At 59.7% G+C, this 22,797-nt stretch carries 16 protein-coding genes; 5 read left to right on the forward strand and 11 right to left on the reverse strand.

Annotated features, from left to right (window positions below; genetic code table 11):
* Positions 1-2: 2 nt before the first annotated feature.
* The gene (locus ACQUQP_RS17150; protein ID WP_432696254.1) at positions 3-1,460 is read right to left on the reverse strand and encodes a TrkH family potassium uptake protein; all 1,458 of its coding nucleotides are present in this window, start codon (positions 1,458-1,460) and stop codon (positions 3-5) included.
* A gap of 366 nt (positions 1,461-1,826) precedes the next feature.
* Here ACQUQP_RS17150 and ACQUQP_RS17155 point away from each other — a divergent pair, with 366 nt between their 5' ends.
* Positions 1,827-2,873 carry a sensor domain-containing diguanylate cyclase gene (locus tag ACQUQP_RS17155; protein WP_432696255.1) on the forward strand — a complete coding sequence of 349 codons (1,047 nt, stop codon included), beginning with the start codon at positions 1,827-1,829 and terminating at the stop codon, positions 2,871-2,873.
* Positions 2,874-2,960: 87 nt separating this feature from the next.
* Here the strand turns inward: ACQUQP_RS17155 and modF are convergent, their stop codons facing one another.
* Both modF and ilvC read right to left on the reverse strand, forming a co-directional pair.
* A complete protein-coding gene (modF, locus tag ACQUQP_RS17160) occupies positions 2,961-4,388 on the reverse strand; it encodes a molybdate ABC transporter ATP-binding protein ModF (protein WP_432696256.1) in 1,428 nt (475 codons plus the stop codon).
* 102 nt (positions 4,389-4,490) lie between these two features.
* Complete coding sequence (ilvC, locus tag ACQUQP_RS17165; protein WP_432696257.1) at positions 4,491-5,963, reverse strand: ketol-acid reductoisomerase; 1,473 nt, start codon at positions 5,961-5,963, stop codon at positions 4,491-4,493.
* Between the two features lie 205 nt (positions 5,964-6,168).
* Here ilvC and ilvY point away from each other — a divergent pair, with 205 nt between their 5' ends.
* The gene (gene ilvY, locus ACQUQP_RS17170) at positions 6,169-7,047 is read left to right on the forward strand and encodes an HTH-type transcriptional activator IlvY (protein ID WP_432696258.1); all 879 of its coding nucleotides are present in this window, start codon (positions 6,169-6,171) and stop codon (positions 7,045-7,047) included.
* A 45-nt stretch (positions 7,048-7,092) separates the two neighbouring features.
* Here the strand turns inward: ilvY and ACQUQP_RS17175 are convergent, their stop codons facing one another.
* A complete protein-coding gene (locus ACQUQP_RS17175) occupies positions 7,093-7,530 on the reverse strand; it encodes a PACE efflux transporter (protein ID WP_432696259.1) in 438 nt (145 codons plus the stop codon).
* Positions 7,531-7,668: 138 nt separating this feature from the next.
* Positions 7,669-8,397 carry a hypothetical protein gene (locus tag ACQUQP_RS17180; RefSeq protein WP_432696260.1) on the reverse strand — a complete coding sequence of 243 codons (729 nt, stop codon included), beginning with the start codon at positions 8,395-8,397 and terminating at the stop codon, positions 7,669-7,671.
* Positions 8,398-8,750: 353 nt separating this feature from the next.
* On the opposite strand from ACQUQP_RS17180, the gene ACQUQP_RS17185 reads away from it, so the two are divergent.
* Positions 8,751-10,430, forward strand: a complete 1,680-nt coding sequence (locus ACQUQP_RS17185; protein WP_432696261.1) for a tannase/feruloyl esterase family alpha/beta hydrolase — start codon at positions 8,751-8,753, stop codon at positions 10,428-10,430.
* 86 nt (positions 10,431-10,516) lie between these two features.
* On the opposite strand, the gene ACQUQP_RS17190 is transcribed toward ACQUQP_RS17185, so the two are convergent.
* The 3 genes from ACQUQP_RS17190 to ACQUQP_RS17200 are packed head-to-tail and all read right to left on the reverse strand — an operon-like array spanning position 10,517 to position 14,413.
* The gene (locus tag ACQUQP_RS17190) at positions 10,517-11,218 is read right to left on the reverse strand and encodes a response regulator transcription factor (protein WP_432696262.1); all 702 of its coding nucleotides are present in this window, start codon (positions 11,216-11,218) and stop codon (positions 10,517-10,519) included.
* Complete coding sequence (locus tag ACQUQP_RS17195) at positions 11,215-13,023, reverse strand: sensor histidine kinase (RefSeq protein WP_432696263.1); 1,809 nt, start codon at positions 13,021-13,023, stop codon at positions 11,215-11,217. Before ACQUQP_RS17195 ends, ACQUQP_RS17190 begins: the two co-directional genes overlap by 4 nt.
* A gap of 46 nt (positions 13,024-13,069) precedes the next feature.
* Positions 13,070-14,413 carry a vWA domain-containing protein gene (locus ACQUQP_RS17200; protein ID WP_432696264.1) on the reverse strand — a complete coding sequence of 448 codons (1,344 nt, stop codon included), beginning with the start codon at positions 14,411-14,413 and terminating at the stop codon, positions 13,070-13,072.
* A gap of 203 nt (positions 14,414-14,616) precedes the next feature.
* Between ACQUQP_RS17200 and ACQUQP_RS17205 the strand changes: the two genes are divergently transcribed.
* Positions 14,617-16,110, forward strand: coding sequence for a carboxypeptidase M32 (locus tag ACQUQP_RS17205; protein ID WP_432696265.1), 1,494 nt, complete (start codon positions 14,617-14,619; stop codon positions 16,108-16,110).
* A 224-nt stretch (positions 16,111-16,334) separates the two neighbouring features.
* Here ACQUQP_RS17205 and ACQUQP_RS17210 read toward each other — a convergent pair whose 3' ends face one another.
* Positions 16,335-18,716, reverse strand: coding sequence for a YbcC family protein (locus ACQUQP_RS17210; protein ID WP_432696266.1), 2,382 nt, complete (start codon positions 18,714-18,716; stop codon positions 16,335-16,337).
* A gap of 35 nt (positions 18,717-18,751) precedes the next feature.
* Entirely contained in the window at positions 18,752-20,314 is a 1,563-nt protein-coding gene (locus ACQUQP_RS17215; RefSeq protein WP_432696267.1) for an NADH-quinone oxidoreductase subunit L, read from the reverse strand.
* Positions 20,315-20,451: 137 nt separating this feature from the next.
* Here ACQUQP_RS17215 and ACQUQP_RS17220 point away from each other — a divergent pair, with 137 nt between their 5' ends.
* A complete protein-coding gene (locus ACQUQP_RS17220) occupies positions 20,452-21,342 on the forward strand; it encodes a LysR family transcriptional regulator (RefSeq protein ID WP_432696268.1) in 891 nt (296 codons plus the stop codon).
* Between the two features lie 546 nt (positions 21,343-21,888).
* On the opposite strand, the gene ACQUQP_RS17225 is transcribed toward ACQUQP_RS17220, so the two are convergent.
* Complete coding sequence (locus tag ACQUQP_RS17225; protein WP_432696269.1) at positions 21,889-22,749, reverse strand: Tim44 domain-containing protein; 861 nt, start codon at positions 22,747-22,749, stop codon at positions 21,889-21,891.
* Between the last annotated feature and the right edge of the window lie 48 nt (positions 22,750-22,797).

Here is a 22,797-nt window from a genome sequence, read left to right on the forward strand (position 1 = left end):
TTTCAATCATGCCTCCTGCCGATCCAGGTACGCGGACGAAACAGCACCAGCAGCGCGACGATCTCCACCCGCCCCACTAACATATCGATGCACAACACCAGTTTCAGCACCGGGGCCAGATCCGGCCGCGTCACGCCGCTGGATAGCCCCACGGTGCCCAGCGCCGAAACCACCTCGAACAGGGCATTCAAAGGCGGCTCACCGTGGAGCAGAAACACCCACCAGGAGACCATCACCACCAGTATCCACAACCCCAGCAGCACCAGCACGCTGCTGATATCCTCTGCATCGATCACATCCCGCCCCAGGCGCGGCGTGAGAACGGCACGGGATGGCGCATTGATCCGCTGCAGCGCCACCCGGATCACCTGAATCAGCATCAGTACACGAATCAGTTTCAGCCCACCGGCCGTGGAACCGGTGCAGCCGCCCACCAGCATCGACAGAATCAGCAGCAGCTTCACAGCGTTATCCAGCGGCGCCAGCTCCAGGCTGCTAAAACCGGTGGTAGACTGGGCGGACACCGCAAGCACCAGCGCGTTTCTACCCGCCTCGGTTAGCGTCATCCCGCCACTAACCAGAAAATAACCGGCAAGCAGCAGGGCGAGCAGCGCTATCGCCAGCAGTAGTGCCCGTGTCTCGTCCTCGAACAGGCGCTGCGACTGCCGCCGGGAGAGCGCGATAAAATAGAGCGGCAGGCTGATCGCCCCGGCCAGCGACAACAGCGTGATCGCCAGTTGCGTTGTGGCGGAGAGCGAGGCAAGACTGGCATCGAAGCCGGAAAAACCGCCCGTTGACAGCGCCGCCAGCGAATGGATCAGCGCATCGAACGCCTTGCCATGACTGAGCCAGATCAACAGGAAACCGAGCAACGTCAGCCCGGAATACACCCACAGTACCTGACGGGCGTAGCTGCGTGCGGTGGAACTGGCGCCCTCCTCGCCACTGGTCTGCAGCAGCTTTTTACTGGCCACCTGGTGCCCCATCAGCAGCGCCACCGCCAGCACCGCGATACCGAGGCCGCCATACCACTGCATCCACACCCGCGTGAACAAAAACGCCCGGGAATGGGACTCCACCGATGCCAGCGTACTCAGCCCGGTGGTCGTGATGCCCGAGACCGCCTCGAACCACGCATCGATCCACGGCAGGCCTTCCGCCATCAGGGGATAACTCATCAGCAGCGGGACAATCAGAAACACCAGCGCGGTGATGCAGAGCGCCTCGTTACGCTGGATATAATGGGGCTCGGGCAGGCGGGTGAACGGCACCGAGACGACCACCAGCCCCAGCACCAGAATGCCAAGCCGCAGCGCCAGTTCACCCGCCCCGGACCAGAACGCAAACAGCGCGGGCACGGCGGTCAGTACGCCAAGGGCGATCAGCAGTTGTGCAACAGACCTGAAAACCACCGGCGGCCTGACCGACCGCATCAGCGCATGAGCAGACGCATCCGGCACTGTAGAAACTCCCTGTTCAGCGATTTGTGGCACCCAGGTGCACACCAGGACAGATTCAGTTTAGGTCATCCATTGAACGCCGTATCGATGCTTTTTAAAGGCGCACCGGGTTACAGGGGCATCGGGATGGCTGCTAATCCAGGTAGCGGTTAATCGCCAGGGTACTGTTGGTCTGCTCATTGACCGATTCCGACAGTTCCTGCTGCAGCAGGCGGAACAGCGCAGCCGGGTAAGCTTGTCAGCGCGGCAACTATGCCCCACAAAGTTGCACAATATTCATGAGCCCAAGGGTAGCGATAAGGTCCATACTATCTATATATAATCGTATGAAATTCTTAACACTATGTTGAATGCTGAGGCCAGATCATGGAAAAGATAGCGCCGGTTGTCACATACAGGCACGGCAGCCTCGCTGACGCTGACAGCACACTGAACAATATCCTCGACCTGGTTGTTGAAGGCACCTGGGACTGGAGTCAGAAGACAGGCGAGGTGCTGCGCAGCCCCGGCTGGTACCGCATGCTTGGCTACGAGGTTGGCGAGTTCAAACAGGATGTGTTCACCTGGGAAAACATCATCCACCCGGAAGATTATGACCGGGTGATGCGCAATTTCGAGTTGTTCACCGGTGGCCAGATTGGCAACTACAGCATCGACTACCGGTGCAAGAAAAAGGATGGCAGCTACCTGTGGATCACCGACAACGCCAGAATGGTGGAACGCACCGGTGACGGCAAAGTCTCACGCATCATTGGCGCCCACCTCGATATCCATGAACGTAAAACAGCCCAGCTGGAGCTGGCTGAGCAAAACAGGCTGCTCAGGGAAGACAACGTGGCGCTCGAGAAGATCATCCTGAAAAAAGCGCAGGAGCTGGAGCAGAGAAACCGCGAGCTTCAACTCAAGATTGCCGAGGTTGAACAGCTGTCCAATACCGACACCCTCACCCGGATCGCCAATCGCAAAAAATTCGAAGAACAGCTGCAGAATGAAATGTCACGTGCGGATCGCTACGGCCACCCACTGTCGATCAGCATGTTCGATATTGACCACTTCAAGGCGATCAACGATACCTTTGGCCACGAGACCGGCGACCGCGTGTTAAAAAGGCTTGCCGACTTTATCTCCGCCAATATTCGCGATATCGATTTCTTCGCCCGCTGGGGCGGCGAAGAGTTCGTACTGATTTTTCCCGATATCGGGCTGGAGGGAGCGATCAGCTGCGCTGAAAAGCTGCGTCAACTGATCGATGCACAGGAGCTGGAACCCGGCTTGAAGATCAGCTGCAGTTTTGGGGTTACGGCCTATAAAGCGGGAGACCGTTTCGAGGACCTGTTTGCGCGAATCGATAACGCGCTCTACAAAGCCAAAAACAGCGGCCGCAACCGCGTTGTCGAGCTTCAGGTGGAATAAATCGCATCCGCATGCGGTGCGGACATTACCCAAAGGCAGAGACAGCGGCGCTTTTACAGCGCCTCTGCCTCGGCATACGCAAGCTGACTAAGGCTTTTTGCTCAGCGCCAGGTGGTTCTCTATTCCCTTGATCTGGTCTTCGGCGTGGTGATTAACATACAGCACGGTGGTTTCCCTGGCGGCACAGATCTTTTCGATCAGGGCCAGCACCAGCTGACGGTTCATGTCATCCAGACCCAGACAGGGTTCATCCAGAATCAGCAGCGGCGGGTGTTTGACCATGGCGCGGGCGATCAGCAGCAGGCGCTGGTCGCCGTAGGAGAGCTTGTTGAACGGCTGGTCGGCACGCTCGGTCATTCCCAGCAGGGCAAGCCATTCATCGGCGATTTTCTTCTGCGCATCGGTGGATTTGGTGTACATGCCGATGCTGTCGTAAAAGCCGGAGATGATCACGTTCTTACAGCTGGTGCTGACACGGTATTCCCACTGCAGGGCGGTGGAGACGTAACCGATAAACTGCTTGATCTGCCAGATGCTTTCACCGTTACCGCGCTGAAAACCGAAGACAAAGATATCGTTAACGTAACACTGTGGATGGTCACCGGTAATCAGCGACAGCAGACAGGTTTTGCCGCTGCCGTTGGGGCCGCTGAGCTGCCAGTGCTGGCCGCGCTCGATGGTCCAGTCGAGACCCTCGATGATCACATCATCGCCGTATTTGACGCCGATGTTTTTAAGCCGCACCAGCGGCTGCTCCGGATCCAGTGCCGGCAACAGGCTGGCCGGGTCCGCGGCGGGCACCTCCAGGTCCGTGGTTTTCAGGTGCAGTAGCTGGTACAGCTCGTTGAATGCAGTTTCATCCTGACGATCAACGGTGTACGTCAGCCGGCCCTTGTCGACATAGGCCACGTGAGTGATAAACGCCGGCATCTCGTCAAAGCGGTTCAACACCAGAATCATCGGCACCTGATCGACGATGGCAGCGAGATGTTCCTGCAGCATCACCAGGGTATTGGCATCCAGGCCATCGAACGGCTCATCCAGGATCAGCAGATCCGGCTTACTGGAGAGCGCGCGGATCAGCATCATTTTGCGGGTTTCACCGGTGGAGAGCTTGCGGAAGGCTCGATCCAGCAGTCCGGAGAGCCCGAATTTCTCAATCAGTTCGCTGGCCAATTCAGGATCGGCGCAGTCATTAAAAATCATTTCGCGGACGGGCGTGCCCTCGGCGATAACGTCCAGGATATCGGCGTCATCTTTTTTCAGTTCCTGGGCGATCAGCTCGGCCTGGGCCTCAAAGGAGACCAGCCCGACCTTGCCAGGAACACCGGACAGCGTGCCGCTTTCTATCTCGCCCGCACCGGCCAGTGCGGCGCCCAATGCGGATTTACCGGCGCCGTTGGTGCCGGTAATCACCCAATGCTGATCGGCGGTGATGCTCCAGTCGATCTCGCTCAGTTTAAAGCGATCATCAAAGTTCACTGTTAAATCTTGCAGGCAGATAGAAGCGCTCATCGTTACGAATCCAGGCAAAGGGTATTAAGAATTTACAGACAAAAAGGCCGGACTTCCCATCGGGAGAGTCCGGCCTTTTCTGCTTAACGGGCTAGAAGCCGATTAAACGATTTTCTTCATGTCAGCCATGTGGCCGCGCAGTACGGAGCCGATGGCTTCAACCGGGTGGCTGCGCAGAGCGGTGTTGACTTCGATCAGACGAGCGTTGTCTACACCGTTGTCGTCAACGCTCAGGCCTTTGCCGATCACGTCAGACTTGATGCCTTTCATGAAGTCAGCCAGCAGCGGTACGCAAGCGTGGTTGTACAGGTAGCAACCGTACTCTGCAGTATCAGAGATGGTAGCGTTCATTTCGTACAGTTTCTTACGCGCGATGGTGTTGGCGATCAGCGGAGTTTCGTGCAGAGACTCGTAGTAAGCAGACTCAGCGATGATGCCGGCAGCAGTCATGGTTTCGAACGCCAGCTCAACGCCCGCTTTAACCATGGCAACCATCAGGATACCGTTGTCGAAGTATTCCTGCTCGGAGATCTCTACATCGCCAGCCGGAGTCTTTTCGAAGTTGGTTTCAGCGGTGTCAGCGCGCCACTGCAGCAGGTTTTTGTCGTCGTTGGCCCAGTCTTCCATCATTACGCGGGAGAAGGTGCCATCGATGATGTCGTCCTGGTGCTTGTTGTACAGCGGACGCATGATCTGCTTCAGCTCTTCAGCCAGGTCGAATGCCTTGATCTTGGCCGGGTTGGACAGACGGTCCAGCATGTTGGTTACGCCGCCGTATTTCAGCGCTTCGGTGATGGTTTCCCAACCGTACTGGATCAGCTTGGAAGCGTAACCCGGGTCGATACCCTCTTCGACCATCTTGTCGAAGCAGAGGATAGAACCGGTCTGCAGCATACCGCAGAGGATAGTCTGCTCACCCATCAGGTCAGACTTCACTTCAGCGATGAAGGAAGACATCAGAACGCCGGCCTTGTGGCCGCCGGTGCCGACAGCATAAGCCTTGGCCAAGGCCAGGCCTTCGCCTTTCGGGTCGTTGTCTTCGTGAACGGCGATCAGGGTCGGTACACCGAAACCACGCACGTATTCGGCACGTACTTCAGAACCCGGGCACTTCGGAGCAACCATGATAACGGTCAGGTCGTCACGGATCTTCATGCCTTCTTCAACGATGTTGAAACCGTGAGAGTAAGACAGGCAGGCGCCTTCTTTCATCAGCGGCATAACAGCGTTAACAACAGCGGTGTGCTGCTTGTCCGGAGTCAGGTTCAGGACGACGTCTGCAGTCGGGATCAGCTCTTCGTAAGTACCAACGGTGAAACCGTTTTCGGTAGCGTTTTTCCAGGACTGGCGTTTTTCAGCGATGGCCTGCGGGCGCAGCGCGTAAGATACGTCGAGACCGCTGTCACGCAGGTTCAGACCCTGGTTCAGGCCCTGGGCGCCACAACCGATAACAACCATTTTCTTGCCTTTCAGCGCTTCAACGCCATCAGCAAATTCAGACATCGCCATGAAACGGCATTTGCCCAGTTGTTCCAGCTGCTCGCGAAGCGGCAGTGTATTGAAGTAGTTAGCCATGTTGTTACACCAATCCTAAATTTAGCGTTAAAAAGTATCGAACCCCCGGGTATCAATACTTCAAACAGGAGTCATATGGGTTACCGCAGAGAGAGCGGCCATCCCAATTAGGGCGCCACTTTACTCAAAGCGAACCTTTTCGTAAATTGATATATATGCAATGTTATATCCCACATAACGCAACATACCGGTAGCACTCCCCTGTATGAACCTTCGATCCCTGGAGCAGTTCCTCTCACTGGCAGAAACCCTGCACTTCGGCCGCGCCAGCGACGAGTGCAACATCAGTATCTCGGCCCTGTCGCGCAATATCCGTCAGCTTGAGGAAGAGCTCGGTGTGCGCCTGTTCAACCGCGACAACCGTACCGTCACACTGACGCTGGAGGGCAAAAAATTCGTCAAATATGCCCGCGAGACCTGCAACCAGTGGAACCTGATCCGCCATGAGCTGGCCGATGCCTCGGACCGGCTGCGCGGTGAAATCAGCCTGTACAGCTCGGTGACCGCCAGCTATAGCTTTCTGTTCGACCTGCTGCGCCGGTTTCGTCATGCGCATCCGGAGATCGAGATCAAACTGCGCACCGGCGACCCGGAACATGCGCTCGCCCACATTTTAGACGGGTCTGAGGATATTACGATTGCGGCCAGGCCCTCCAAGCTGCCAAACGGTCTTGCATTCAAACCGATTGCCACCTCGCCGCTGCTGTTTATCGCCCCGGTGGAGCAGCAGGTGCCCAACGTGCCTACGCATCCGCCCACCGACCCCAAGGAGTGGGCGCATATCCCGATGATCCTGTCGGAGGGCGGGGTATCCCGCTACCAGGTGGATGACTGGTTTGCACAGCATGGCATCAAGCCGAAAATCTATGCCCAGGTCACCGGTAACGAGGCGATCGTCAGCATGGTGAGTCTCGGTTTCGGGATCGGCGTCGTCCCCAAAATCGTGCTCGATAACAGCCCGCTCGCCAGCCGCATCCATGTGCTGGAGGTGCAGCCAGAGCTTGCCCCCTACGACATCGGTCTGTTCACGTTAAAGAAAAACCTGGCAAACCCGCTGGTCGAAGCGTTCTGGAATCTTATGTAGGCGGAAGACTGAAGTGCCGGTGGTTTTCTCCGTGCACGAGGGCACTCAGTTTGACGAGGCTTTGCCTTGCCACTCCGGCAGCGGAAACAGCCGGTCGTAGCTCCAGTTGAAGCCGAGCGCGTACAGCATATAGAACAGCGCAAAGGAGATATCCATGACCAGCGCCTGCCAGAGCGACACCCCGAGATACCAGGCGATAAACGGCATCAGCACAATCAGCAACCCGATTTCAAACAGCACCGCGTGAGCAACGCGCATGGCACCGGTTTTCAGGGTCGTGCCGGTCCAGCGCTTCAAGCCCAGGTCAAAGAGATAGTTGTAGATAAAGTTCCACAGGGTGGCGAGCGTGGCGCTGACCACACCGACCACGCCCATATCCTGCACCGGCATCTGAAACACCAGAGCACCGACGGGCACAATCAGAAACAGGGCGATAAGCTCGAAACTTAGCGCATGACGCAGACGATCAAGGGGGGAGCGCATAACAACCTCAACAACTGTGCCGGGTCGTCCCGGCTATAACCACTGGGGAGGTCGTCCTCCGGGCAGGATCATCACATCAGTGGAGCGATAGTTCAAGCCGATGACCACTTACGCGGCAGGCAAAATACACAGGTCGCGCTAGTTCAGGGATCTCTTCAAGCCAACGGCCGCGCTCAGGCCTGATGCCACCGGCTCTATCTCCCCGCTTGCAATCGTCTCACGCTCTTCTCGTTGCGGAACCAGCAGGGCCAACTGCCTTTTCAACGACTCCAGCTCCACCTGCACAATTTTGCGGCGCTCGGACGTCTGCTGCGACAGGGCCAGCGCATACTCGGCAACGTCGCGCTTGATGCGGCCGATACCGGCTTCGAGCGCATCACACTGGTCGTTCAGGTGTTCCACCTCGCCGGACAGGGCACTGATATAGTTTTCTCCGATCAGCCCTTTCTCGATCGCGGGCTCCAGGCTTTTCAACTTGCCCCGGATCATCGCGAGGCGGCGGCGATTGGCATTCAGCAGTTGCTGCTGACCGTCGATGCTGGCCACCGAATCCTGCAACCGTGTGCGCAGTTGGGCCTGCTTCTGCCGAACCTCCTCCCTGCGACGCTCGAACTGCATACGCGCTTCAGCGAGGATCTCTACAACGGCGGGGTCCACCTCGGCGGCGCTCAGCAGCCCGGGAGCGAAGCTTATCGCTGGCAGCCCCCGAGCTTCGGAATAGAGCTGATCGATGCGCGCCTGAAGCCGATAGCGCTGGTTATTCACTGACGCGCCCCCTGCCACCACATCAGCCGGATCAACCTCAGCGCTGCGCACCTCGGCACTCAGCGTCCCCAGCAGCAACAATGTCGATACAACAGCCCACATCTTCTTTACCCGGGGGTACCCGAATAACTGCCAACCTGCCATGCGCAATCCTTAACCCTTTGACACTCAAGACAAACGGCCGTTTAAGTTAGCAAACCCGGGACCTTATCCGAAGCGGAAAACCGCTATTTCTGCAACGGAGATGATCTGAGTCGCCCTGCCTGAGAAGCGAGGGGTCGATTGACGACTTACCCCAGATGCGCTGCACCAGACCCGTTATTGACGAATCCGCGATTGCGGCCCAAGATTGTTGATGCAAAAAACAGTAAGACCCGACATCAGCTGATCGCCTCACCTGATCGGGACGGTCACGGCTGACTCGACAATAACTATAAGTACCGAGGATCCAACCAATGAGAAGAATTTCTGCCAGCCGCAGTCTCGGCGTAACCACGCTGGGCGCTGCACTCCTTTCACTTGCCTCCCAGGGCGCCTCAGCCCAAATGAGTTGCGAGCAAATCAGCACCGAAACGCTCGGCGTTATCGGTGTTGAGGTAACCTCTAAACGGGCCGTTGCCGAATCAGAAACGCTTCCCGCTCACTGCGAGATCAACGCGTTGACCGCACAGCGTGTCGGCGAAGATGGCTGGGATTATGCCGTCAACTTTCAGATCAACCTGCCGGATGACTGGAATGGCGACTTCGTGCACCAGTTCAATGGCGGCAACGACGGTTCGGTGAACCCGGCCACCGGGCCGCTGTTGAGCGGTAACAGAGAACGTACCGCACTGGGACGAGGTTACGCGGTGCTCTCCTCCGATGCCGGGCACAATGGTTCCGCTCAGAATGCTGAAGCCGGGCTGGCCGCCGGTTCGCGCTTTGGTCTGGATCCGGAGGCACGTTCCTTTTACGGCTACAAAACCGTTGAAGTGCTGACCCCGATCGCCAAGCAGATCATCCATAACTTCTACGGTGACGACCCTCGCTACTCCTACGGTGTCGGCTGCTCCAACGGCGGCCGTCACGGCATGGTGACAGCATCCCGCCTCGGTGATGCCTATGACGGCTTCCTGGTGGGTGCGCCGGGCTTTAACCTGCCCAAAGCCGCGGTTCAGCACGCGCTGGATGTGCAGCAGCTGAGCTCACTCAACAGCGACATACAGAAGTCGCTGACCGATGAGGATCGCCTGCTGGTCGCCTCAGCTGTGCTTCATGCCTGCGACGCTCTGGATGGGCTGGAGGATTCCCTGGTGTCTGACACCGCCGCCTGTCAGGCCACTTTCGATATCGACAATTACGTCTGCCCGGAAGGCCAGACAGACGCCTGTATCGCCCCGGAAAAAGCCGAGGTGCTGAAAACCATCCACGCAGGCCCCATGGATCGCAAGGGCAACCCACTGTACAGCGACTGGGCCTGGGATTCCGGTATCGCCGGCAGTGACTGGCGCTTCTGGAAGATCTCCAGCGGCATTCCGCCCTGGGGCGGTAACCCGCTGATCGCCGTCATGGGTTCCTCTTCACTGGCACAGGTGTTTACAACACCGCCGACCAAGGTGGACGGGACCCCGGAGGAGCTGATCAACTTCCTGCTCGATTTTGATATCGCCAATGACGGCGACCAGATCTACGCCCGCCGCGGCAAGTTTCATGAGTCCGCCATGGCATTCATGACACCGCCAGATGCGAAAAACCCGAAGATGAAGAAATTTGAGCGCGGCGGCGGCAAGATGATTATCTTCCACGGCGTGGCCGACCCGGTGTTCTCCTACAACGATACCGTGAACTGGTATAACCGCCTGGATGAGAACTACCGGGGCGAGGCGGACAAGTTCGTCAAACTCTACCCGGTGCCCGGCATGAACCACTGTGCAGGCGGCCCCGCCACCGATGACTTTGACCTGTTCAGCAAACTGGTTGACTGGGTTGAAAGCGGTAACGAGCCTCAGGCGGTCACCGCCAGCATCGCGGCAGGTAATGGCGAACGCTTCTCCGACTGGTCGGAAGATCGCACCCGCAAGCTCTGCCCTTACCCCCAGGTTGCCCGTTATCAGGGCGGCGATCCAGAAAGTGCAGAAAGCTTCAGCTGCGAGTAATCCACACCTGCCAAGCAAACCGGCCGGCCTTTCGGGGCCGGCTTCTATCAGCGACCATCCCTTCGCAGAACGCCCACCGCTTCAGCCTAGCCATCAAAGCGGTAGCCCACACCATGCACGGTCACGATAATCTCAGGTGCCTGCACATCGCGCTCCACCGCTTTGCGCAGCTTGGAGATATGTTGATCCAGGGTGCGGCTGTTGGGTAAATAGCGTCGTCCCCAGCACTGATCGAAGAGTTCATCCCGGCTCAGTACCCGTCCCCTGTTGCGGTGCAGCAGTTGCAGAATTTTCATATCCCTCAGGCTCAGGTCGATCATCTCCCCGTCCCGCTCCGCCCGCAGCTGCGCCGGAAATATCTGCAGGTCCGCCATCTGGAAGCTCTCCGGCTGAGGCTCTGCGGCCCGGCTGGCGAGACAGCGCCGGGTCACGGCATGGATCCGGGCGATCACCTCGCGGCTGCCGAACGGCTTCTTGATGTAGTCGTCGGCGCCGAGCTCCAGCCCCAGCACCTGATCGATCTCCTCCGACTTCGCGGTGATGAAGATCACCGGAATCTGCTGATCCTGCTGACGGATACGCCTGCACAGGCTGTAGCCGTCTACCCTGGGCATCATGATATCGAGCAGCACCAGCGCCGGCCCCGGCTGACCGGCAATGCGCTCGTTATAGAGCGTCCAGGCCTGCTCACCTTCGGCTGCTTCGATGCAATCATAACCTTCGGCCTCCAGCAGATCGCAGAGCCCCAGGCGGATATTGAGATCATCTTCCGCGATCAGCACTTTCATCGTCCGCTCTCCAGTCTGATAGTGAAACAGGCACCTTTTTTACCGGTTTCAAGCGTGATATCGCCGCCATGGGCACGGGCCAGATCCCGCGCCAGTCCAAGGCCGATCCCGGTGCCGGAAACGCCATCGGTCAACCGGCTGCTGCTGCGATAGAACGGCTCGAATATTCGCTCACGCTCGCCGGCAGCGATACCGGGTCCGCTGTCCCGCACACTGATACAGAGCATTTCCCCCTCCAGCCAGGAACTTAGACGCAGCTCACCGCTGTCGGGCGCATACTTCTCGGCGTTACTGAGCAGGTTGTTGAGAATCTGCTCCAGGGTTGCCAAATCGTAGCGCCGGCTTGTGCCTATACCGGGATCGAACAGCGGCTCGATCCCGCGCTGCCGCAGCAGAGGCGCAAAGGTATCGAGCACTTTTTCGATCTGCGCGTCCGGCTCCGCCAGCTGCGGTGACAGCTTGAGCTGCTGACGTTGCAGCCGCGAGAAGCTGAGCACATTATCGATCAGCCGCGACAGCCGCTGGCTCTCATCGGTGATCACGCCCAGGTAACGCCCGGTGGCGGGATCCTCATCGCCATCAAGCCGCTGTTCGAGCATTTCGGCATAGAGACGCACATTGGTCAGCGGGGTTTTCAGCTCGTGGGAGACCTGGTTGACGAAATTGACCCGCTGCTGCGCCAACAGGGTTTCGCGCTTCTGCTCCCGATACAGCAGATAGCCCAGACCGATCAGCGCCACGCCCAGCAGCACCAGTGGTGCGGCCAGCGTCAGCCAGAGCGAGGGAACCGCCCGTTGCAGGTTGGGTGCGTGATACTCCAGGCGCCAGCTACCCAGGGGATGGCTCAACCCGAGTGTTCTCAGTGCCGGGCCCTCATCCCGGTAATCGCCCCAGCTGTAGACGCTGCGGTTGCGACTGTTGAGCAGGCGGATCCGCGCATCACCCAGCTCCCGGCTGCCCTGTTGCGCATCCGGCAGACGCGCGATCAGATCTGTCACCAGGCGGGCATCGTTAAGCACAAAGCCGAGCGTACGTCCGCTCGGGTCGCGCCACCAGAAGATATGCATCAGCCGCGCATCCACATACCAGGCGATCCAGCCAGAGCGCTCTTCATCAGCGGACACCAACTGTCCGCCATCCGCATCGGCATCGGCCTCGCGCCTAGCTTCCAGTACCCGGTTTCGGGATGAGATTTCCGGCTCTGCCATAATGCTGCTTTCCGACCGGCCGGCGTAGTCCGCCAGGGGCGCCGCCAGCTCGGCGGGAGCTCGCTGGGCCAGCTGACCACTGGCAAAGTACTCGCCGGATTTGGACAGCCGGGTATCTATCCGCCGTTCCTCCATCACTGGAGATGCCTGGGCATCCGCGGTCGCGGCATCGCGACGCTCGGGATGAAACAGGCCCGGCGACTGCCAGAGCGGCTCCAGCACATCCACCAGCCGCTGCTCTTCGCGGCTCAATGGCTGGTTGCGGGGAGGAAACTGACGCTGGTCGCGCTCGTCCAGCACGAACACCTGCTGTACCTGAGGGGAGTTACTGACGAAGTGGCGCAGCTGCGCGGCGGGATAACCGGGATCGGTAAGCCGGTAGAGATCCCCGGCCTGGCGCCTGAGCAGCACCTCGAGCTGCTGAAAGTGGCTCTGCAGCTGGTTGTCCACCGACTCGAGCTGCTGCTCGATCAGTTTCTGCAGTTGCAGGCCCACCAGCTCCTGCTCATTCTGCTGCAGCTTGAAGCCGAGCCCGCCGAGCAGCAGCAACGGCAGCAGAACCAGCAGGGTTAACAGTAGTGCAGCTCGGAGTTTCATCGGCCTCCCGGCGTTGTTTGGCGGTTATTGTGCATCGCCCGCGCAGCTAGTAGCTCTGCTGATTGGTGCGCTTATACTGTTTTTCGCGCATCTCTTTTCTCTGTCTGTTCCAGTCCTGTTCTGACGATAGCTTATCAGCATCCTGCAGCGCTTCCTCCTCCTGGGCCTTGAGTTCCGGTGAGGCCAGCGCCTCGGCCTGAGCACCGAGGTAAGCCGCACTCTCCTCCATCAGTTGGCGCGCACCGGCCACATCGCCACTGTCACGGCGCTCCACGGCCGCCCGGCTGTACTCATTGGCCAGCTGCTCCACGGCGGATTCCAGCGCGGTTTTATCCACCGCCTGCTCCACCTCCCGGTCAGAGGCACTGAAACGGGCGATCACCCGGCCATCAAGCCGCGCCGGCCGGCGGCTGGCCAGGTTGGTGTAATCCACCTGTACGCTGGCCAGCGCCAGTTCGTTGCCGGCCTGCTGCGCCGGCACCTCCACCTCCAGCACCAGGTATTTTTCCTGCTCGCTATAGAGCTGATTCAGGCGGGTGCTGACGCTGTCTCCGCGGATTTCACCCTCTCGGCCCAGCAGACGCAGCGGTCGCACACCGTTCAGGCAGCGGATCTCGATAATAAGCTGCTGGGCCACCACAGACGTCAGATCGCCAAACTCGTACTGGAAGATCCTTGCCAGATCGGCGGCATTCTCGACAAATGCGTGGTTGCCGTCGCTCATACCCGCGAGCTGGGTCATCAGATCCTCGTTGTAGCCAAGACCCAGGCCAAGGGTGGTTACGCTGATCCCCTCCCGGGCAAGTGAACGACCGAGGCGGCCGAGATCGCTGGGCTGGTCCGGCCCCACGTTCGCCAGCCCATCCGATAGCAGGATGACACGGTTAACCCGGTTAGGGTCGAGAAACTTGCGCAGCTCCTTCGCGCCCTTGCTGACACCGGCGAAGAGCGCGGTATTGCCACCGGCGCGGATCTGGCGGATCGCCCGGTAAACCGGCTGCGGCTCCTGCAGTTTTGTCGCCGGCACCACCACCTCCGCAAAGGAATCGTAGGCGACTATCGAGACAATATCGCGGCCATCGAGACGCTCCAGTGCCATGATTGCGGCGTTGCGTGCCTGGCGTATCTTTTCGCCACTCATGGAGCCAGACCGATCCAGCACTATGGCCACATTGGCGGGGATACGCTCGCTCTGACCACCCAGTTCAAAGCCTTCGAGCGAGATCTTGATATAGGCTTTCTGTACTGCGTCCGCCGTCATCACCGGCGTGGCGAGACTGAGATCAAGCGCCACCTCCTGCTCCGCTTGCTGCGCCCGGCCCGGCTGTGCAAAACAGGCCAGCAGCAACAGCGGCATGATCCAGCGGCCAAGATTAGTGATTCTGTTCATCGCCTTTCTCCTTTTTGTGCGTTGAGTGCGGCTACGCCGCCTAACTGCACTCTAGGAGCAGCGGCTTCCCGGTTGGTCAGACAGATGTATGGAGTTTGTAATAGATTTGTAAATCACAGATGGTCGGATGGCAGCCAAATGACGCATTAGGCGTTACCCTAAGAGCCAGCCGCCACTAACCGTTGTTCATATAAGGATTGCCAATGAGCGCCTACCAATCTCTCGTCAATCAGTTCGCCCGCCTCAACAGGCTCGCCCATGCCAGCACCTTCCTCGGCTGGGATCAGGAGGTAATGATGCCGCCGGGCGGCGCCGAGAGCCGGGCCCAGGCGATGGCGGAACTGCACCAGCTGCAGCATGAAATGCTCACCGCCGACCCTCTTGGCGACTGGTTTGCACAGGCGCAGCAGCAGACGCTCAGTGCCGACGAACAGGCCAGCCTGCGCGAGATGCATCGCCAGTGGCTGCAGGCCAGCTGTCTGCCATCGGACCTGGTGCAGGCGCAGTCGCTGGCCTCATCCCGCTGCGCCCATGCCTGGCGAGAGCAACGCAGCAACAACGACTGGAAAGGGTTTCTCGGTAACTTCAAAGAACTGGTCAATCTCTCCCGGCTGGAGGCGAAAGCGCGCCAGGAAGCCGCCGACGGCGCCTTCGCCACACCCTACGATGCCCTGCTGGATCTCTACTCCAGCGGCGACAGCAGCGCATCGATTAGCGAAGTGTTCCACGGTCTGAAAGCGGAACTGCCAGGGCTGATCGACGCCGTCATCGAGCGCCAGCGTCGCAGGCCCCATGTGGATCTGAGCGGCCATTATCCGGTGCCTGCGCAGGAGCAGCTGAGCCGCGAGGTGATGCAACTGCTCGGCTTCGACTTCGCCAAGGGCCGGCTCGATATCAGCAGCCACCCGTTCAGCACCGGCGTGCGCGGCGATCACCGCATCACCACCCGTTACAACGAAAGCGGCTTTATCGATGCCCTGATGGGCACGGTGCATGAAACCGGCCACGCCAGCTATGAGGCGGGCCTGCCGGAAGCCTGGGACGGCCTGCCGGTGGGCGCGGCGCGTAGCATGAGCATTCATGAGAGCCAAAGCCTGCTGTTTGAGAAGCAGCTGCTGCTGTGCAAACCCTTCGTCAGGCACCTCACACCGATCATCCAACGCCACTTCCCGGCCCTGAACGAGGTCGACAGCGACGAGTTCTGGCAGGCGATGTCCCATGTGCAGCGCGGCTTTATCCGCGTGGACGCCGACGAGGTCACCTACCCGATGCATATCGTGCTGCGCTACGAGATCGAGTCGAAACTGATCAACGGCGAGATGGAAGCGGAGGATATCCCCGACGCCTGGGCGGAGAAGATGCACACCTATCTGGGTCTGGATACCAACGGCAATTTCAAGGATGGCTGCCTGCAGGATATCCACTGGCCATCCGGCGCATTCGGTTACTTCCCCTCCTACACCCTGGGCGCACTGAACGCAGCCCAGCTGTTCGCGGCCATGCGCCGGGATGTGGAGGATCTCGACGCCCATCTGGGCCAGGGCGATGTGGCACCGTTGCGCCAGTGGCTGGGCGAGAAGATCTGGAGCAAGGGGTCCTTCCTCAGTTCACGGGAGCTGATCACCCAGGCCACCGGGGAGGCGACCAATCCGGAGTACTTTATCCGGCATATTCGGAGTCGTTACCTGGAGGAGTAAGCTTACGCTTACTTGGTGGAATAGCTTATTTAGCTGAGTGGTCCATTAAATTTTTCCCTGTACCAAAGGCATATCAGCGTTTACTTAACTCGGATTTCGCCTACTGGCGAACTAAGGGACTTGTGCGGACAAGTCCCTTAGCGATCCCAAACCGCCCCTGCTGCTTGATCGGCTGCGCAGAAGGGGAATAAGAACAGCAGCCCTAAGCACGACTGTTCCACCGTTTAGGCCTTAGTTTTAGCCTGGTTTACAGGTTCCAACCCATTATCGCCAAAGCGCATCAGGTAGAGCCAGCCGTTGTTGACCAGTCTGGCCACCACTTCGTGTTTGTCGATCACGGCCTGGATCCGCTCGCGCGGTGCATCGATCACTACGCTCAGGCGCAGCGGCTGGTGGCGCCAGTTTTTGCCATCGTGCAGGGACTGCATCGCCAGGCCTATCCGCAGGTCACCGCCGTTGCCCTCGAAGACGCCGATACGGCCGCCCACCACATTGTGCAGGGTTTTATTACCTGCGCCGTAGCGGCGGTTATCCACAGTGGAGGCGTAGTACTGCATGTTGATCCAGTGCGTCACCACCATCGGTGCGGTCATGATCTGCTCCAGCAAGGCGCCTTCAGTGTCGCCCTGCGGGTCGTATTCATGCAGGAAGACACGTCCCTGCAGGTCGGCACCACGGCTGCGCCAGCGCGGGCCGATGATAAAGGCGGCATTGTTGCCGAGACCCCACTCTGGGCGGGTCTGAGCCCAGTCGTTGCTGCGCTGACGCACCTTTTTCAGCAGCGCCTCCGGGTCATCTGCCAGCTTTTCCAACCCCAGTGACACTGCGCGCTCACGCCGGGCCTGTTTTCCGGCGGCGGCCAGCTGCAGACGCACGTAGGCCAGTTTCTGTGCGGATTCGTTTTCAAGATCGGTATCGAACAGGCCCACTTCTTCGGTGGTTGTGTTGTGAAGCCCGGCGATAAAGCAGGTATCTTCCGGCAGGTTAATCCCCTCGGCTATCAAACCTTCGCGCACCTGTGGATTGTTCAGCAGGTTTGCCAGCGCACGGGCGTTCACCTCGCCGGTCTGACCACAGCACGCGCCGCAGTCCAGACCTGCCTTGTGCGGGTTGTTCTCGCTGTGGCTGCCGTGACCGATCAGCAGCACCAGCGGCGCCACCCGCTCGGTCAGGTTCATACCACCCAGCACCCTGGCCGCCAGCCCGATTTGCGTAGCCAGGTCGATACCGCTCAGTTGGGGCTTGGCGCCAGCGCTCGGTTTCAGCAGCTTCTGCTCCGGTAAGCCGCCCCGTGTGTGGGGTTTACTACGCTTGATCAGTTTGCCCAGGTATCCAAGGCCCAGGGTTTCCACCAGGCTGAAGGCGGAACCGGGCATGGAGGCAAAGGGCCGCCAAGTGCTGTTGCGTGCCAGCCTGCGCTGATGAGCGGCGGCGGTTTGTTTGTCTTTGGCCGCATCGCCGCTGCTTTCAGTCACCGACAGAGCCGGCGCCAGCAGACCCGGCAGCTGCGGCCTTGTGGCCTGGGTACCCAGGGGCGTGTAGTCGATGGGCAGACCAAAGAAACCGGCGAAGCCGAGGGTCTCGATATCCTCCGCCGCCTCCAGATGACGGCGGAACACCTCCGAACGCACATCGATACAGAACACGGCCTGGGCGGTCGGCCGAGCGGTCATCGGGGTTCCGGGGGCTTCGGCCAGGGCTTTCGCAAGGCGGCGCTGATAGCCCATTTCCATCGCCCGTTGCCAGAGACTGTGGGTCTGCACGGCAACATCATCCAGCGTGAGGAAGTGACGTTCCCAGCGCGAGTGCCACTGCTTCAGCAACGAAGCCTCACCACGATTGCCATCATCCAGCAGGCATTCCCAGGCCAGGCGGATCGCCAGCAGCTCGACGATGGCATCGTCATCCGCGCCCTGCTGATTAGCCAGCCAGCGACGATAGGCACACCAGGACGCCCAGCCACTGATTCGCAGCAGCACCGCGTGCAGGAACGGCTGCCAGTCGGATCGATCCACGTCGAGACGTGCCAGCGCGTGTTCAATCAGTTCCAGCGGCTGTTCCGGCAGCTGCCGGACGCGCTCGGCGATCCAGGGCGACTGCATCAGCAGCTCCACGCTGTGGCCGAACAGCATCACCTCGCGCCAGCCACTGAAGAGGCTGGCGTCATCCTCCGGGCGCCAGTCCGCCTGATCACGGTCAAACCAGGCACCGCAGAACTGCGACACTTGGTGGGTGATAGTGTCACACCAGGCGGGCTCGTGGCTCAGGTCACGCCGTGAGTCGAACAGGTCGCTGAGCAGCGGTGCCGAATAGCGTTGCGGAAAGCGCCGCTCCAGTGCTGCCACCAGCGCAGACGGTGTCAGGGATTCCCCCTGCTCATCGATGGCGGCCTGCAGATCCTCTTCGGTAATCTCCCCCTTGTGCCACTGCTCTGCGTAGTAGCTCAACGGCATGAACAGGCTGGAGCCGCCCAGGGATGCCAGTCGGCGGTGAGTGGTTTCAAAGCTGTTGTCGACCATGCCCCAGTAAGGGTTCACCGCAATCATCCGGTCCAGCGGCCAGTTGGGCGCGATAGACCCACAGGCCGCATCGATCGCGTCTTTCATTGCTGCGGCGCCAGCTCCTGTGTTAGCCAACGACGTCATGATGAGAACTCCCCTGCATTGGCCGATCTATGATCGAACTGTCGGTGATTGACCCGGGTTTTTGCCTGATGCTCATTGAGCCTGACCGGCCAGAACCTGAACGTCAGCCGGGTAAAGGTTTCATCCAGGTAGAAACCGTTATAGACCCAGGGATAGAGGCGACGCGACAGGGCGCCGCGCGGGTTGCTCTGCAGCTGGGCCTGGAGCAGGTAGAGCGCGATAAAGCAGACGGCTACCCAGCCGATCAACAGAGCCGATTCCAGCGGCGCTGCCGGCACCACCGCGGCAAACACCAGGTGCCAGATCAGGTAAAGCTGGGTCAACGCGAACACCTGCAGCAACGCCCGGCCAAAAGCGATAAGCGAGCGCTCACCGGCCTGCCAGAGCAGCGGCGCAAAGCCGAGCACAAGGATCAGGCCCACTACCGCCGGCAGCTCAAGGCCGATAGCCCAGTGCCAGCTGGTTGCCGAGAGGATCACCAGCGCGGCACTTAACACCAGCGCCAGCAGCATCCGCGAGAACACGCCAGGTTGTGCGGTATGACGGTAAAGATCCTGGGCACGCACCTGCGCCACGGTGTCGCCGCTGCTGAGGAAGGAGTACGCCTTGTAGAACGAGTGCGCGATCAGGTGCAGCATCGCCAGCTCGTACAGACCCAGGCCAACCTCCATCAGCATAAAGCCCATCTGGCTGCAGGTGGACCAGGCCAGGCGCACCTTGATGCTGATGCGGGTCATCATCACCAGGCCCGCCAGCACCGCGGTCAGGCTACCGACGATCACCAGCAGCCACTGGGCCACCGGTGCCAGGCTAAGCAGGCCCGCCAGGCGGATCATGACGAAGCCGCCCATATTGACCACTCCGGCATGCAACAGCGCCGACACCGGGGTCGGTGCTTCCATCACCTGGATCAGCCAGCCGTGCAGCGGAAGCTGCGCAGACTTGAGGATCGCCGCCAGCGCAAACAGCACCATCGCCGCATGGATGGAGGTCGGCAGCGTCGACCAGGACGCCAGCTCGCGTTGAATCACATCCAGGGACAGGCTGTCGGTCACGCTGTAGATCAGGCCCAGCGCCACCAGCAGACAGGCATCGGCCATGCGGCTGACGAGAAATTTCTTGTGGGCGACCACCTGAGCCGTCTTGCGCTCGGCATAGAAGGTCAGCAGGAAATGAAGGCCCACGCTGGTGGCGCCCCAGGCCAGAACAATCACCGCCAGGTGACGGCTCAGCACCAGCACACCCACGGCAGCCAGGGTAAACAGCATGGCGCTGACAAAGCGACGCTGGTTCGGCTCGCCCTGAAGGTAACGGAAGGAAAAACGGATAATGACCCAGGCAAGCACCGCGATCAGCAGCGCCGTGGTCAGGCCCAGTCCATCGATCACCGCACTGCCGGATGCAGCGGCAACGACTCCACCTATCGCTGTGACCAGCGTCAGCGGCAGACCGATATTGGCCGCGATACGGGCCGGTTTCCAGGGATCAGCCGCAACGAGAGAGAGTAAAAAAGCCGCACCAAATACCAGCGGTAGCAGCCAGGGCAGCGCTGAATTCAAGGTTGTACCTCCGGGGGAAAATAACGAATTCCGATGGCGCGTATGGTGCTGTGGGGGTCTTATTTTGTAAAATAGATTGATTCGAATAAATCGTTCTATTTTAAAGAACAAAAGCCATCTCGATATAAGGTCACGCCATGCGCAACCTGAACTTCCACCATCTCTATTACTTCTGGACCGTCGCCAAAGAGGGCCACCTGACCCGCGCGGCCCAGCAGCTGCACGTTTCCCAGTCCGCCCTGTCATCCCAGATCAAACAGCTGGAGGAGCAGCTGGGGCAACGCCTGTTCGAGCGCGAGGGACGCAAACTGGAGCTGACCACGGTGGGGCATCGGGTGCTGGAGTATGCCGAGAATATCTTTGGTCTCGGCAGCGAGCTGCTGGCAATGCTGGAAAGCGGTGAGCATCATCAGGTACAGCGCCTGCGTATCGGCGCCGTGACGACCCTGTCGCGTAACTTCCAGGATAACTTTCTGCGCCCGGTCATCGGCTCACCGGACGTGCAACTGGTGGTTGAATCCGCCACACTCGAGGAGCTGCTGGAACGGCTGCGGGTACACAAGCTGGACCTGATCCTTTCCAACCGTGCCGTGGCCGCCGATGCCACTACACCCTGGCGTTGCCGCCGTATCGCCCAGCAGAGCGCGTGCCTGGTAGGCCCGCCGGAGGGTGCGGACAGTTTCCGCTATCCGGAGGATCTGGAAAATGTCCTGCTGCTGGCTCCCGCCCCGGGCAGCGACATCCGCAGTCAGTTCGACCTGCTGTGCGAGGAGCAGGGGCTGAATGTGCATTACCATGCCGAGGTGGAGGATATGGCGATGCTGCGTCTGCTCGCCCGAGACTCCGGCGGGGTCACGGTGGTGCCGGAGATCGTGGTACAGGATGAGTTGCAGCAGGGCCTGCTGCGCAACTACCGCTCGCTGCCGACTGTGCAGGAAAACTTCTACGCCATTATGGGCAAACGCCAGTTCGCACCCAAGCTGTTATCAACCCTGATGGAGGGCGAGGTGCTGGAGCGGGAGGGTTGATTCACCTCCACGACCTTCGGTTCACTGCTTCTGCAGAAGTTGATTCAAGGCAGTAAAAACCCACCTGCATAGAAAGTGGCTTTGCATGAAGCTCGCTTTAACGGAGCCTGGGTAGACCTACCGACTAACGCTGGGATCACCCATATCCGCTTCCTTTTCGAGGCCGGTTTCGGCTGCTGCCGAGCAAAGGGACTTGTACGGACAAGTCCCTTTGCAATCCCAAACCGCCCCTATTGCTTGGTCGGCTACGCCGACTACCCTGCGCTTCTCATCTGAAAGAGCGGGACAGGAAACTCGCAGCTTTGCTGCTCAAACAGCCTGTCCCTTGTTCTCTTTCAGCCTGCGATGCTCGGCTGCGCCAAAGGGGATGGATTGCTGCGCTCAGGCAGCAATGAGACATCGAGCCCTGTCTTCACCAAGGCCCCATAAAGGCCAAGCCTCGATTAGACGATCACCACCTCCATAGGAGGTGGTTTAAGAGCGACACCAACGAAAAAGGGCCCGCATCGCTGCGGGCCCTTTTCTATTGCGACGGTGCCGTCACATTTACTTCGGCTGTTCGATACCGACGATAAACCAGTCGGCGTTTTCAACGCTCATATCGCGGCTCAGGTGCCAGATCTCGCTGAACTCGGACAGACCGGACTGCTCGTCTTCACGCAGCCAGCCGTAGAAGTTGATCGAGACGATGACCTGATCTTTTTCGTCGATGAAGTTGATCAGGTCCGCCATCACCGATTCCACTTCGGTGGTCTGACGCTCGGGGAAGCGGCCACGCTGGGCTTTCAGCTCTGCAAACAGTTCCGGCGTGGTGTAGCTGCTGATCTCTTCCCAGTTGCACTCGTCCCAGGCTTTCTGCAGGCCGGTAAAGTGGTTGCAGGCCTGATCCAGGAACGCACGCTTGTTAAACCATTCCGGCAGGTTCAGGTCCGGCTCAGCCAGTGAACCACCCATGCCTGCATCAAAAGCGGGGGCTGGCTGCGGCTGGGCTTGCGGCTGCTCCTGGTGCGGCTCTTGATGAGAGGTGCGCCACTGCCCCATATCGGGCTGCGGCCCCGCCCCTGCATAGGCCTGCTGCTGTTGCTGCGCCTGACGGCGGCCGGCAAACAGCTTGAACAGCACGAAGGCGATCACAGCGACGATCAGGATATCCATGATCTGGATACCTTCAAACGCGCCGCCGAAGAACAGCGCACCGAGCAAACCGCCGGCCAGCAGACCACCCATCAGACCACCAAAGCCGGAACGGCGCGGCGCTGCACCTGCCTGCGTGGTATTGGTCGTTTGCTGGGCATCCTGCTGCTTGTTGGCGGTCGGCGCCGGCGAGGTTTTCTTGGGTGCCGTATACGACTTGCCAAGAGAGAAGCCACCCCCGAGCCGCTTGGCATGGGCGTCCTCAACAGGCATTAGCACACTGAGAAGAAAAGCAAAAAGACTAACTGTCAAAATCCTCAT

The organism is Marinobacterium sp. YM272, from assembly GCF_050908845.1.
Lineage (GTDB): Bacteria > Pseudomonadota > Gammaproteobacteria > Pseudomonadales > Balneatricaceae > Marinobacterium_D.